11 protein-coding genes are annotated in these 13,980 nt (G+C 61.6%); 10 read left to right on the top strand and 1 reads right to left on the bottom strand.

What is annotated here, in order from left to right; translation table 11 throughout:
• The first annotated feature begins 8 nt into the window (after positions 1 to 8).
• The 9 genes from JIN81_RS08690 to JIN81_RS08650 all read left to right on the top strand — a co-directional run bounded on the left by JIN81_RS08690 (position 9) and on the right by JIN81_RS08650 (position 11,635).
• Positions 9 to 881 (top strand): transglutaminase family protein, encoded by an 873-nt coding sequence (locus tag JIN81_RS08690; RefSeq protein ID WP_200278541.1) that lies wholly within the window; start codon positions 9 to 11, stop codon positions 879 to 881.
• A gap of 12 nt (positions 882 to 893) precedes the next feature.
• Positions 894 to 1,634, top strand: a complete 741-nt coding sequence (locus JIN81_RS08685; RefSeq protein WP_200278540.1) for a sulfite exporter TauE/SafE family protein — start codon at positions 894 to 896, stop codon at positions 1,632 to 1,634.
• Positions 1,635 to 1,817: 183 nt separating this feature from the next.
• Positions 1,818 to 3,443 carry an ABC transporter permease gene (locus JIN81_RS08680; RefSeq protein WP_200278539.1) on the top strand — a complete coding sequence of 542 codons (1,626 nt, stop codon included), beginning with the start codon at positions 1,818 to 1,820 and terminating at the stop codon, positions 3,441 to 3,443.
• Between the two features lie 33 nt (positions 3,444 to 3,476).
• Positions 3,477 to 4,382 (top strand): ABC transporter ATP-binding protein, encoded by a 906-nt coding sequence (locus JIN81_RS08675; RefSeq protein WP_200278538.1) that lies wholly within the window; start codon positions 3,477 to 3,479, stop codon positions 4,380 to 4,382.
• A 22-nt stretch (positions 4,383 to 4,404) separates the two neighbouring features.
• Positions 4,405 to 5,295 (top strand): ABC transporter ATP-binding protein, encoded by an 891-nt coding sequence (locus JIN81_RS08670; protein ID WP_200278537.1) that lies wholly within the window; start codon positions 4,405 to 4,407, stop codon positions 5,293 to 5,295.
• Positions 5,296 to 5,426: 131 nt separating this feature from the next.
• Positions 5,427 to 7,193: a NirA family protein gene (locus JIN81_RS08665; protein ID WP_234044601.1), complete on the top strand. Its 1,767-nt coding sequence runs from the start codon at positions 5,427 to 5,429 to the stop codon at positions 7,191 to 7,193.
• An 89-nt stretch (positions 7,194 to 7,282) separates the two neighbouring features.
• The gene (locus tag JIN81_RS08660; RefSeq protein ID WP_200278535.1) at positions 7,283 to 8,845 is read left to right on the top strand and encodes a DmsC/YnfH family molybdoenzyme membrane anchor subunit; all 1,563 of its coding nucleotides are present in this window, start codon (positions 7,283 to 7,285) and stop codon (positions 8,843 to 8,845) included.
• A 4-nt stretch (positions 8,846 to 8,849) separates the two neighbouring features.
• Positions 8,850 to 11,042, top strand: a complete 2,193-nt coding sequence (locus JIN81_RS08655) for a molybdopterin oxidoreductase family protein (RefSeq protein ID WP_200278534.1) — start codon at positions 8,850 to 8,852, stop codon at positions 11,040 to 11,042.
• Between the two features lie 107 nt (positions 11,043 to 11,149).
• Positions 11,150 to 11,635, top strand: coding sequence for an MOSC domain-containing protein (locus tag JIN81_RS08650; RefSeq protein ID WP_200278533.1), 486 nt, complete (start codon positions 11,150 to 11,152; stop codon positions 11,633 to 11,635).
• Positions 11,636 to 11,688: 53 nt separating this feature from the next.
• On the opposite strand, the gene moaA is transcribed toward JIN81_RS08650, so the two are convergent.
• Positions 11,689 to 12,741 carry a GTP 3',8-cyclase MoaA gene (gene moaA / locus JIN81_RS08645; protein WP_234044600.1) on the bottom strand — a complete coding sequence of 351 codons (1,053 nt, stop codon included), beginning with the start codon at positions 12,739 to 12,741 and terminating at the stop codon, positions 11,689 to 11,691.
• Between the two features lie 65 nt (positions 12,742 to 12,806).
• Between moaA and JIN81_RS08640 the strand changes: the two genes are divergently transcribed.
• Positions 12,807 to 13,979, top strand: a complete 1,173-nt coding sequence (locus tag JIN81_RS08640; protein ID WP_200278532.1) for a molybdopterin molybdotransferase MoeA — start codon at positions 12,807 to 12,809, stop codon at positions 13,977 to 13,979.
• Position 13,980 lies beyond the last annotated feature (1 nt).

Below are 13,980 nucleotides of genomic sequence, written 5' to 3'. Positions count from 1 at the left end.
TTCCGCCCATGCTCTACAGCATTCATCACCGGACGCGATACGTGTATGAAGACCACGTCTCATACTCCCACCACCTCGCCCGGTTGACCCCGTCGGACTCCCCGCTGCAGCGCCGGATATCATCGAGAATCCTGGTGAATCCCGCACCGGACATCCTCAGCGATCACAGCGACTATTTCAACAACTTCACCCACTTCTTCTCGCTCACCACCCCCCACCAAGAATTGGTCGTCGACAGCTACTGCAAGGTCCTCATCGAGCCACCACGAGATCTGAGTCTCAATCTTTCCCCGGCCTGGGAATCGGTCCGCGACCGGATGCTCCAACCTTCCGACCCTGGCTCACTGGAAGCCGCCGAATTCGTTTCGCCATCGCCGCTTTGCACGGTGCATCCCACCATCGCGGATTATACCCTGAAGTCGTTCCGTCCAGGAACCCCCATCCTTGAGGGCGTGACCGACTTGACCCACCGGATTCACGCGGACTTCGAGTTCAACCCATCCGCCACCACCGTCAGCACCCCGGTCATGGAGGTGTTCGAGAAGCGCGCCGGTGTCTGCCAGGACTTCGCCCACTTCCAGATCTCTTGCCTCCGGTCGATCGGTCTGCCCGCCAGCTACGTCTCCGGTTACCTGCGCACCGAACCCCCTCCCGGACAACCCCGCTTGATCGGTGCGGACGCCTCGCATGCATGGATCGCGGTGTTCGTCCCCGAGCTCGGCTGGGCGGAATTCGACGCCACCAACGACGCCATTCCTGAAACCGACCACATCCGCGTGGCCCGCGGTCGCGACTACCACGACATCTGCCCGATCCGGGGAACGGTCTACGGAGGCGGCGCCCAGAAGTTGGAAATCGGCGTCACCGTGACCCCCGAATAGCAGCCTGTTGCCGTGAGTGACTGGATTCTGCATGCCGCCATCATCACCCTCGCGTTCCTCTACTCGAGTGTCGGCCACGCGGGAGCCTCCGGCTACATCGCCGCCATGACCCTGGCAGGCATCGCGGTTCCGGACATCCGCCCCGCCGCACTCATGATGAATCTCGGCGTCTCGGTGTTCGGTGTGTGGCATTTCATCCGGGGAAAGCACCTCAACTGGAAGCTCACCTGGCCCTTCCTCGTGGTAGCCATCCCCTTCGCGTTTCTTGGAGGCATCATCGCGATTCCTCAAAAGCCGCTCAGCCTCATCCTCGGTGTCGTCCTCGCCTTCTCCGCCATCCGTTTTCTCCTCCCGTCAGGATCCACAGAGAAAGAACCAACACCCCCCTCCATCAAGATCAGCCTTCCCGTCGGCGCACTGTTGGGTTTGCTCGCCGGACTGACCGGGACCGGAGGAGGAATCTTCCTCACCCCCCTTCTCCTCATGGCCAGATGGGCCGGCCCGAAGACCGCCGCCGCCACCTCCATCGTCTTCATCGCAGGAAACTCGCTCAGCGGCCTGATCGGCTTCAGCGTCTCCGGGCAACCCATCCCGTGGCACCTTGCCTCGCTCCTGCCCTTCGCCCTCGTCGGCGGATTCGCCGGATCGCGCATGGGCAGCTACCACTTCTCATCCAGCACCGTCCGCAGGCTACTCGCCATCGTGCTGCTGGTCGCGGCGATCAAGCTGCTGACAAAGGTCTTTGCGTCTTAGCGCACCACTGGAACCCTCTGGTTGCAAAGGACTTACAATGATCGCAGTCATCGCCCACGATGACGAGATCGCCCGCCGATTCAGCTGAGGTCATCGAATGCATGAATCATCTTCATCGATGAAGATGAGTTCCGGCCAGTTTTGGTCATCGAATCGCTTTAGAAACGGTGACCTGAGCTGACCATGAATTTCCTGAAAACCATCAAGTACCCCATTCTCAAGGGGATCGACTTCTCCGGACTGACCTTCCTCTCCCCGGTCGTCCGTCTCTGCTACGGCGAAGAACCCGCCGTCCAGATCAAGAAGATCGTTCAGTGGATCATCATTCCGATCATCGCGATCCTGATCTTCATCTTCGCGTGGAACCAGGCGTCCGACAACATCCACACCAAGTCCGGCCGCCTCCCGTCGCCGAAAGAAACCCTCCTCGCCTACTCCGCCATCGACACCTTCGCGGAATACGAGGCCCTCAAGGAGGAAGCTTACCTCATGAGCGGCAACGAACGAATCTCGGAACTCGAGGTAACGGAGAAGCTCATCGCCGCCATTGAACCCATCGTGGAGTCGACCACCGAAGCCGTAAAAACCACGAAGGCCGCCTATGCCGAGAAGATTGAGGCCCGGATCGCCCCACTCGATGAGGAGCGCAAGAAGACCGACGCCGCGTTCAAGGAGGCCCAAGCGTCGCGCAAGGCCGCACTTGCTGAAATGTCGGAAGCCCTTACGCCCGGAGACACTGCTGCCTACGAAGCCTTCCTCGCCGCCGTCAAAGATGACGTAAGCAAGACCGATGAGGAAAAGGACAAGGTCCGCGCCCTGAAATCGGAAATCGATGACATCCGCGATGAGAAATCGAAGGATGTGGCCAAAGCCCTCTACGCTCAAACCCAGGCCGCTGAAGAACTGCAGTTCCTGCAGAAGAAGGTCGACCAGCTCACCCGCGACAACCGCAGCGAGAAGGTCGCCAGCGCCAAGGTCGAGATGAGCGAGGAATTCGCCACTCTGACCACCCTGACCGGTGCCGACGCGTTCAAGACCGCCAGGGGCATCGCCAAGGATGAGGCCCGACTCGTCAAAACCGAGACCTCCGACTATGCCGGAGCCAAGACGCTCTGGTATCAAACCCGCCGCAGCATCCTCTGCGTCTTCACCGGTTTCCTCCTCGGCTCCGCCATTGCCATTCCCATCGGCATCCTCTGCGGACTGAACTCCACCTTCATGGCGGCGATGACTCCATTCGTCGCCATCTTCAAGCCCGTGTCCCCCATCGTCTGGCTCCCGATCTGCCTGATCATCGCCAGCGCCTACGTGCCCGCCCCGGAAGACAGCACGCTCATGAACTGGATGTGGGAGGACGCATGGTTCCTCAAGAACTATGACATCAACCCCGCCTTCATCGCATCCGCCTGCACCGTCGCCCTCTGCTCACTGTGGGCCACGCTTGCCAATACCGCGCTCGGTGTCGCCAGCATCGACAAGGACCACATGAATGTCGCACGCGTGCTCAAGCTCGGCTTCTGGTCACGCCTCTTCAAGATCGTCATTCCTTCCGCCCTTCCGCTCATCTTTGCCGGCCTCCGCATCTCCCTCGGTGTCGGCTGGATGGTCCTCATCGCCGCAGAGCTCCTTTCCTCTTCGGAAGGCATCGGCAAGTTCGTTTGGGACCAGTTCAACAACGGAGCTTCGGACTCGTTCGCCAAGATGGTCGTCGTCGTCTTCATCGTCGGCTTCATCGGCCTGCTGCTCGACCGGATCATGATCGTCTTCCAACGCCTCGTCTCCTTTGAAGGCGGTGCCGCCGGGGTCTGATCCACTCCCGCCCAACTCCAACCCATCCAGCTCATGTCATTTCTCGAATTGAAGGACGTCAACGTCGGCTTCGGCCCCGCCTCCAGCCGCACCGAAGTCCTGAGCAACATCAACCTCTCCGTGAAGGAAAAGGAGTTCGTCGCCATCATCGGGTTCTCCGGTGCCGGCAAGTCGACCCTCATGTCGCTGCTCGCAGGTCTCCAGGCACCGAGCTCGGGCAGCGTGACCATGAACGGCAAGCCCATGCAGGGCCCCGGCCCCGACCGCGGACTGATGTTTCAGAACTACTCGCTGCTGCCCTGGCTCTCGGTCTTCGACAACATCAAGCTCGCCGTCGACCGCGTCTTCCCGGAACTCTCGAAAAGCGAGAAGGCCGACAAGATTCACCACTACATCAAGATGGTGAAACTCGACCACGCCCCGGACAAGAAACCCCACGAGTTGTCCGGCGGCATGCGCCAACGCGCCTCGCTGGCCCGCACCCTGTCGCTCGACCCGGAGATCCTCCTCCTTGATGAACCCCTGTCCGCGCTGGACGCCCTGACCCGCTCGGAGATCCAGGATCAAATTCTCAACATCTGGGAAACCGACAAACGCACCGTCGTCATGATCACCAATGACGTCGACGAAGCCGTGCTCATGGCCGACCGGATCATCCCCCTGACCATGGGACCGAAGGCAACGCTCGCCGATGAGTTCGAAGTTCGGATGGAACGCCCGCGGGACCGCCACACCCTCAATGACCACCCCGAGTTCATGCGACTCAAGTCAGAGATCACCCAGTTCATGATGGACCTCAACGAAGAGTCCAAGGGACTGCGCAAGAACGACATCGTCCCGATGCCCGACATCCGCCCCAAGGACTTCGCCCTTCCGACCGCCACACCCCGCCTGAAGAACCGCCACTCTCAGCCGGGAAAACCAAAATCGGCCGCTTGAACCAAGCCGCCTCGAAAGCACCATGAGCAGTCACGAAAACACGCGCTTCGTCGAGATCTCCAACCTCGTCAAAGAATACCCGAACCCCTATGGCGAAGACTTCCGCGTCGTCGAGGACTTCAATCTGAACATCCGCCAGGGCGAGTTCATCTCACTGATCGGCCACTCGGGATGCGGCAAGTCCACCATCCTCACCATGCTCGCCGGCCTGAACGAGATCTCCGACGGCGGCATCATCGTCGGCAACAAGGAGATCGACGGCCCCGGACCGGACCGCGCCGTGGTCTTCCAGGCACCTTGCCTGATGCCTTGGATGACGGCCTACGGCAATGTCATGCTCGGCGTGAAAAACATCTACCCTCACGCCGACAAGGCAACCCAGAAGCAGATCGTCGAGCACGCCCTCTCCGTGGTTGGCCTTGGCGATGCCATGAAGAAATACCCACGGGAAATGTCCGGCGGCATGCAACAACGTGTCGGCATCGCCCGCGCCATTGCCCTGCAACCTCGGGTGCTCCTGCTCGACGAACCCTTCGGCCGCCTCGACTCACTCACCCGCATGGAACTCCAGGATGTCATCATCGACATCCTCGCTCGCGAGAAACTCACCGCCATGATCGTCACCCACGACGTCGATGAGGCCGTCTTCATGGCCGACCGCTGCGTCATGATGTCGAATGGACCAAAAGCCGGCGTGGGGGAAATCATGGAAATTGATTTCCCCCGACCGCGGGACCGCAAGGAAGTCTTCTCCGACCCCGCTTTCTTCTCCTATCGCGAGCACCTCCTTGCCTTCCTTGAACAACGCGCCCACCTCAAGGGCGAGACCCGCATCCACAACCGAAAGAACCTCATGGGCTTCTGCGGCTTGGGTGAGAAGAAGAAAGATAACCAGGCCCACTCAGCGGCCTAAAACCAGAGTGGGATTCATGGAGTTCAGACACCTCCATGAATCCAATTCATGATTTGAATGATCCCTTTGGAGGAGACCATGAGGGGTTCTCCCCCGGATTGCACAGGGTCTGCTCATGATCATGCCAACCTATGCCAACTGCCATGAGCACCAGCGGATTCACCAACGAGCAGGAAACTTACCTCAAGGCCTTCATTTCCGGGCTGAACCAAGGACAGAATCTACCTCACCTCGGCCAGGATGCCGAGGGACGCTTCACTCACGAGGAAGAAGAAACGGTCCATGGAACGCCGGTCGACGAGCTCTCCCGTGAGGAACTCATCAAACATGAACAGAATGGCCTCGATTGCTGGGACGCCATCATGACCAACGGCCTCCGTAACGAGTTCCCCAAGGACGGCGACATCTTCCGCTACAAGTTCCACGGCCTGTTTTACGTCGCTCCGGCCCAGGATAGCTTCATGCTCCGTTGCCGGATCGCCGGAGGTGCCCTCAGCACCTATCAGTTTCGTGGATTGGCCGAGATGGCTCAGGACTGGGGACCGGGCCACGCCGATCTGACCACTCGCGCCAACCTTCAGATCCGCGAGCTGGAGCCGAAAAACTGCGCCAACGTGCTGATGAAGCTCGCTGACCTCGGACTCACCTCCCAGGGGTCGGGCGCCGACAACGTGCGCAACATCACCGCCACCCCGACGACCGGATTCGATCCGGATGAACTCATCGATGTGCTCCCCTACGCGCGGGCGATGCACTACTACATCCTCAAGAACCGTGACCTCTACGGCCTCCCTCGTAAGTTCAACATCTCCTACGACTCCGGCGGCGGCATCTCCACCTGCGCCGACACCAATGACATCGGGTTCTATGCCGTGCGCGTCGGCGAGAACGATGAAGGCGTGGAGCCCGGAGTTTACTTCCGCATGCAACTCTGCGGCATCACCGGTCATGAGCAATTCGCTTCCGACTGCGGCGTGCTCCTGACTCCCGCCGAAACCATCCCGGTCGCCGCCGCCCTGATGCGCGTCTTCATCGAGAACGGAGACCGCACCAACCGCAAGAAGGCCCGCCTCAAGTACCTCGTCGACGAATGGGGCTTCGACAAGACCCTCGCCGAGACAGAGAAGAAGATGACCTTCGATCTGCGCTACTTCCCCTTGGAGAAATGCGAACCCGCCAAGCCCAAGGACAAGCAGGGCTATCTGGGAATCCATCCGCAATCCGACGGACTGAACTACGTCGGCGTGCTCACCCCGGTCGGCCGCGTGACCGTTCCCCAGATGCTCGCCCTTGCCGACATCGCCGATGAGTTCGGACGGGGCGAGATCCGCCTCACGGTGTGGCAGAATCTCCTCATTCCCGGCATTCCCGACGACAAACTCCAAGACGCACTCACCGCGATCCAGGCAACCGGGCTCAGCCACCAGAACAGCACGATCAAGGGGGGCCTCATCGCCTGCACCGGTTCCCGCGGATGCAAATACGCCGCGGCTGACACCAAGGGCAACGCCGTCGATCTCGGCAACCACCTCGCCGACCGGATGATCCTCGACCAGCCGATCAACATTCACCTCACCGGCTGCCACCATTCATGTGCCCAGCACTACATCGGCGACATCGGCATGATGGGCACCAAGGTGAAAAGCGAATCCGGAGAGTCGCTCGATGGCTACAACATCGTCCTCGGCGGCGGTGTGGATGACCAACAGGCGATCGCCCGGGAAATCTGGAAGTCGATCCCTGCCACCGAGATCCAACCGCTGGTCGAAAAGCTGCTGTGTGCCTACCTCGCCAACCGCGAGGACAACGAATCATTCGCCGCCTTCAGCCGACGCCTCACGCCAGAGGAAATCCGATCGCTGACCGAAGAAGCCAAGACCGGCGAAGCAGCCGCCTGAATTCCTCCGAGTCCCCTCCCAGCCCGCCCCATCCATTGGTTTCCAATCTCCAACCATCCGATCCAACGGTTTCCGCCCCCTCACGCGAGGTGCGGACCCTGATTGACGATCTGCTGGCGGAGCAAGGACGACTCCAGACACCGGCGGCGAAGTTCGCGGAAGTCCACGACCGCGAGCCGGATCTCGCCGATCACTACCGGAGCCTTATCCCACTGACCAAGCCGGGCAAGGATGAGCAATACGCCTTCGAGGTCTCCCTCGATCGATGCACCGGATGCAAGGCCTGCGTCTCGGCATGCCACAACCTCAACGGTCTCGACGACGACGAATCGTGGCGTGACACCGGGGCCCTGTTGGGAGGTGAAGCCGCCCCGTCATGGCAACAGACCGTCACCACCGCCTGCCACCACTGTGAGTCGCCCGAGTGCATGCACGGCTGCCCGGTAGGAGCCTATGAGAAGGACGAAGACACCGGCATCGTCCGCCATCTGGATGATCAGTGCATCGGCTGCTCCTACTGCATCCTGAAGTGCCCCTTCGACGTCCCGAAGTATTCGGAGGCACGTGGCATCGTGCGCAAGTGCGACATGTGCCACCAACGTTTGGCCGAAGGCGAAGCCCCTGCCTGTGTCCAGGCATGCCCGACCGAGGCCATCCGCATCATCAAGGTCCCGACCAACATTCCGGCCATCCCGGAACGCCGCCGGACCGAGCACGAGAAGAACCTCTTTCAATCCACGATTCCCAACCCGCAATCCGGGCTGCCGTCGTCGAACATCACCTTCCCCACCACCCGCTACGTCGGCAGGAAGGTCCCCACGACCGCCGTTGCGGCAGATCGCGACCAACTGACCCCCGAGCATGCCCACTGGCCGCTCGTCTTCATGCTCGTCCTGACCCACGTCGGCATTGGCCTCGTCGGAAGCGCGGGTTTTCAACCCACCGCATCGAGCGCTCCTCTCTACCTTGGCACCCTCCTCTTCAATGCCGGCATGATTGCCGCCGTCTTCCACCTCGGACAACCTCACAAGGCCTGGAGGTTCTTTCTCGGCCTGAGAACCAGCTGGCTGTCCCGCGAAATCCTTGCCTTTTCCCTCTTCGCACCCATCCCACTGGTTCTCTGCGCGCTGCCATTGCTTCCCGATTTCCCGTTCAAGGAAAACGTCTCCATCCTCGTGCAGGCCTCGGTCCTTCCCGTCGGACTGCTCGCCGTTCTCACCAGCGTGATGATCTACGCCGATACCCGTAGGTCGCTCTGGGCCGTCCCACTTTCGGCTCCGCGCTTCTTCGGAACGGTCTTCGCCTTCCTCCTGCTCGGCGCATCCGTCGAGTTCCCGCTGCTTCGCCCGTTCGCGGCCGCCGCCATCGCCTTCAAGACCCTCCCGGAACTCTGGGTCCTGCGCCTCGCTGACATCGACACCGATTGGTCGCCACTCCGCCACAGCGCACGCCTTCAACTCGGACCGCTCGGGAACATCACCTTCTGGCGCTTCGCCCTTGCCGCACTCGCCATGGCAGCCGTCATCTTCTCACCCTGGTTCGCCCTTCCGCTGCTGCTCGCATCCGAGATCCTCGAACGCCAGCTCTTCTTCCAATCCGTCCAGGCACCCAAAATGCCCGGAACCTTCGGCCCTGCCCACCCCACCCACTGAGCCCATGATCGAGACCCTTCTCAAGCAAAGCTCCGGGCCACTCACCCGCGAACTCGTCCAGAGTCCGGGGTCATTCGGACTCGGCAACGTCCCGACACGACTGACCCCAAGCTCCACCACCACCTCGATCTGCGGCTACTGCGCAACCGGGTGCCAACTGAAGCTCCACCTCGATGAAGAAGGCAATGCGATCAACCTGAGCCCCCAGGCGAACTATCCGGTCAACCTCGGCATGGCTTGTCCGAAAGGCTGGCAGGCCCTTGATCCACTCACCGCAACCGACCGCGGAACCGTCCCCCTCCTGCGGGACCCTGCGACCGGTCGCAGACAACCCGTCGATTGGAACACCGCCATCGCCACCTTCACCGACCGCCTCAAAGGGATCCAACAGACACACGGGCGCGATGCCGCCGCATTCCTCTCCACCGGACAAATCCCTTTCGAAGAAATGGCCTTCCTCGGCCTGCTCTGGAAATCCGGCATGGGCTTCCTGCACGGCGATGCCAACACACGGCAGTGCATGGCCACTGCCGTGACCGCATACAAACAATCGTTCGGCTTCGATGCCCCGCCCTACACCTATGCGGACTTCGAAGAAAGCGACGTCATCATTCTCAGCGGCGCCAACCTCGCCATCGCGCACCCCATCCTATGGCAGCGCATCATGCGCAACAAGCGCAGTCCGGAGATCATCGTCATCGACCCCCGGGCCACCGAAACCGCGCAGGCCGCCACCGTTCACCTGCCGATCAAGCCGAAGGGCGACCTCGCCCTCTACTACGCCTTGGCCCACTGCATCATCCGCGACGGACGGATCGACTACGATGCGATAAAAAACACGGAAGGCTTCGACGACTTCGCCGCCTTCGTGCAACACCGCACCCCCGAGCAGGCAGCCCACCAGACCGGACTCGAAGCGGCCACCATTGAGAAGGTCGCGCGGCTCGTTTCGGAGCCCGGCAAGCGCGTCTCCTGGTGGTGGACGATGGGAATCAACCAGTCCTACGAAGGCGTCCGGGCCGCTCAGGCAATGATCAACCTCGCCCTGATCACGGGCAACATCGGCAAACCGGGAACCGGCGCCAACTCCATCACCGGCCAATGCAACGCGATGGGATCGCGTCTGTTCTCCAATACGACATCCCTCGTAGGAGGACACGACTTCGCCAACGAAGACCACCGGAACAAGGTGTCGGTGGGACTGGGCATTCCGATCGAACAGATCACCTCGGATCCCTCCCTTGCCTACGATGAGATCCTGCGCGCCGCGGAAGACGGGAAGATCAAGGCGCTGTGGGTCGTCGCCACCAACCCCTTCCACTCGTGGATCAACAGCGGACGCCTCTCCGCGCTGCGCGAAAAGCTCGATTTCCTCGTAGTGCAGGACATGTATCACTCCACCGAGTCCGCCGAGATCGCGGACCTCTACCTCCCGGCCGCCGGCTGGGGGGAAAAGACCGGCTGCTTGATCAACTCCGAGCGACGCCTCGCCCCCATCCGACCGGTTCGCAAGGCACCGGGGCAGGCCCTCACCGATTTCCGGATCTTCAGGTTGCTCGCGCAGTCCTGGGGCTGCGGCGGGATGTTCCAGCAATGGACCGATCCGGAGGCCGCCTTCAAGTTGCTGCGGGATCTCACCCAGGGCCGCCCCTGCGACATCACCGGCATCCGGGACTACGACCACCTGGACGAGTCCGGAGGCATCCAGTGGCCCTACCCGGAATCCGATGCGGATCCTCACCCCTCCGCCGAACGTCGCCTCTTCGAGAGCGGCCAATTCTATCACCCTGATGGCAAGGCAAGACTGCTCTTCTCCGCTCCCGCCCCGCTCCCGGAACCGACCGATGACGAGTTCTCCTTCACTCTGCTCACCGGACGGGGCACCAGCAGCCAGTGGCACACCCAGACCCGGACCGGGAAATCTGACATCCTCAGGAAACTCTATCCCGCCCAAGCCTACGTCGAGATCCATCCGCGTGACGCGCGACGGCTGGGCATTCTGAACAATCAGGTCATCACCGTGCGATCCCGCCGCGGATCCATGAAGGCCAGCGCCTATCTCGCCCCCACCGTGCAACCCGGCCAGCTGTTCCTTCCCATGCACTATCCGGAAGTGAATCGGCTGACTCACCCGTCCTTCGACAAGCACTCGCGCCAGCCGAACTACAAGGCCTGCGCCGCACGTCTGGAAGTCTGACACGGAACCGCTCGGGACCTTGACAGCCCGCCCTCACCGACAAAGCGTGGAGCGACCCGGCGCGCATCTGGAAATCCGCGCGGTCGAATCAGCGACCCAGAACGACGATGGCCACCATTCACCACCTGTTCACTTCACCCGGACACAACTACTATGGCCATCATGGCAAGCCCGCGGGAACCCACCCGATCGAGAGCCATGAACGCATCGAGTTGATCGCAGGCCGGGGCATCCAGGGTGATCGCTTCTTCGACTGGAAGGACGACTACAAGGGCCAGATCACCTTCATCGATGTGCGTATCATCGAGGCCGTGCGCGAGCATGCGGGCAAGAGCGATCTGCCAGCGGAAGCATTCCGCCGCAATGTCGTCATCGAAGGTCTCGACCTCAACACACTCATCGGCAGGCAATTCAGGATCGGCGGCATTCTTCTGGAAGGCAGCGAGGAATGCCGGCCGTGCTACTGGATGGATGAAGCATGCGGGAAACCCGGCACCGAAGAGCTCATGAAGGGACATGGCGGCCTCCGCTGCCGCATCCTTGAGTCCGGCAGACTCTCTTGCGGACCAGTCGAAGTGGAGCCGACCTCCTGACCCCATCGTCGGCTGGTGCAGCGCGGACCCGAGCGCTCGGCCGCCAGCAGTTCCTACCCTCCCAGATAGCTCATCTCCGCCTTCGGCTGGACGACTTTCCCCCTCAGTTCAGAGTATCGGTCATCCCGGTGGCCCCAGATCCCGGCGATCGCGCCAGCGATCAGATCATCATCCGCCTCCCCTCGAAGAAGCCCCCGCAAATCGTGTCCTTCACCGGCGAAGAGACAGGTAAACATCTTCCCCTCGGCTGAAATCCTCGCCCGATGACAATCCCCGCAGAATGGCTGGGTCACCGAGGTGATCACGCCAATCTCGGATGACCCATCGGCATGGCGCCACCGCTTGGCCACTTCCCCCCGATAGGCAGGATCCACGGGCTCCAACGAAAACTCCTCAGCCAGCTTTTGGAGGATCTCCCTCCCTCCGACGACCTGCGACATCTCCCAGCCGTTGGTTTCTCCAACGTCCATGTACTCGATGTATCGTAGATCGACCTGCTGTTCCTTCGCCCATCGTGCCAACGGCAGGATCTCCTCCTCGTTGACACCCCGCTGAACGACCGCATTCACCTTCACCGGAAGCCCGAAAGCCCGGGCACTCTCCACACCAGCCAACACCCGCTCCACCTTAGCTCCCACCCCATTCATCCGGGCGAACCGCTCGGGATCAAGGGCATCAAGACTAACGGTCACCCGGCTCAATCCGGCCAAAGCGAGTTCTTCGGCGCGGTGGGCGAGCAGCACGCCATTGGTCGTCATCGCCAGATCCTCGACCCCGTCGACCGCCGCGAGCATCGCCACCAGGTCTTCGATTCCCCGCCGCATCAGCGGTTCACCACCGGTCAGGCGGATCTTCCCCACACCCAATGGCACACTCAGCGTGACCAGACGCACAATCTCCTCGAAACTGAGCAACTCATCCCTGGGCACGAACTCATGGTCCGGCCCGAACTCCTCGATCGGCATGCAATAGCGACAACGGAAATTGCATCGATCCGTCACCGAGATGCGCAGATCCCTCAGGCTTCGGCCGAGTCGATCGTTGGGACGCTTCACGGCCATGAACATGCCTGAGAACCCGTCAGCGGGGAAATGAATTCCCGTCATGTTTTCCATCCACACCACGAACGAGGAAGCTTGGCGAAAGCCCGCCGAGACTCCATCCTCGCTCCGTGGCCGATCTCCTCTCTGTTGCCGAAGCGGATGCCTGCATTCGGGAATCCATGACTACCCTGCCTGCGGAACGGGCAACCCTCTCGCGCGCCATCGGAAGACGCCTGCTCTCCCCCGTCCTCGCCGACCGGAGCCTCCCACCCTACGACCGATCGATGATGGACGGGATCGCGTTTTCATCCTCTTCGATCAATCCGGACAAGATCGAGATTGCCGGGCTTCATGCGGCGGGAGATCCGCCACCGGATGCCCTGGAGGCCGGACAAGCATGGGAAATCATGACCGGAGCCATGGTTCCGGAGGACTGCGACACCGTCGTCCCCTACGAATCCCTCGCCGACGACCATTCCCGCATCACCTCGCGCTTCAAACCCGGCCAGTTCATTCATAAGGCTGGTTCCGATGCCAAGGAGGGTGACATCCTCATCCCCGCCGGAACCACCCTGGGTGCGCCGGAAGTCGCGATTGCGGCCTCGGTTGGCCAGAACAGCCTGACTGTCCCACGGCTTCCCCGCGTCGGCATCCTGACGACCGGAGATGAGGCCATCCACCCGGCCGCCACCCCGAAACCGTGGCAGATCCGCAGGTCGAATGGACCGACACTTGCAGCTCTCATCAGCATGCTCGGCTTGCCCCTCAATTTCCACCAGCATGGGCCCGATGACGAAGACGCCCTGACCACCCTCCTCGAGCAGGCCATGGAATCCGTCGATCTGCTCATCATCTCCGGCGGCATCTCGAAGGGGAAAAAAGACTTCGTCCGCCGCCTGCTGGATGCCCGTCTCGGAAAGCCCGCCTTCCACGGAATCGCGCTACGCCCCGGCAAACCGCTGGCCTTCTGGCCCGGCCCACCGGATGTCTTCGCCCTTCCCGGCAATCCCGTTTCGGCACTCGCCACCTTCGCGCGCTTCGTCCGTCCCGCACTTCATCAACTCCAGGGACTGGCACCCCCCACCCGCCTCCTGCGGGCCCCGGATTCACTTGAGCCACTCGAACACCTGACCTGGCTGGCACCGGTCGCCGTCGCCACGGGGAAGAAGACCACTCTTCACCCGCCGCAGAACTCGGGCGACTACATCTCGATCTCGCCTTCGACCGGCGTATTGGAAGTCCCGCCCGTCAGCAGTTTTTCCAGAAGCGCGGCTCTCACCTACTATCCTTACGCACTCTAAC

This window comes from Haloferula rosea, assembly GCF_016595525.1.
GTDB classification, from domain to species: domain Bacteria; phylum Verrucomicrobiota; class Verrucomicrobiia; order Verrucomicrobiales; family Akkermansiaceae; genus Haloferula; species Haloferula rosea.
This window is presented reverse-complemented; position numbering and strand designations above follow the sequence as displayed.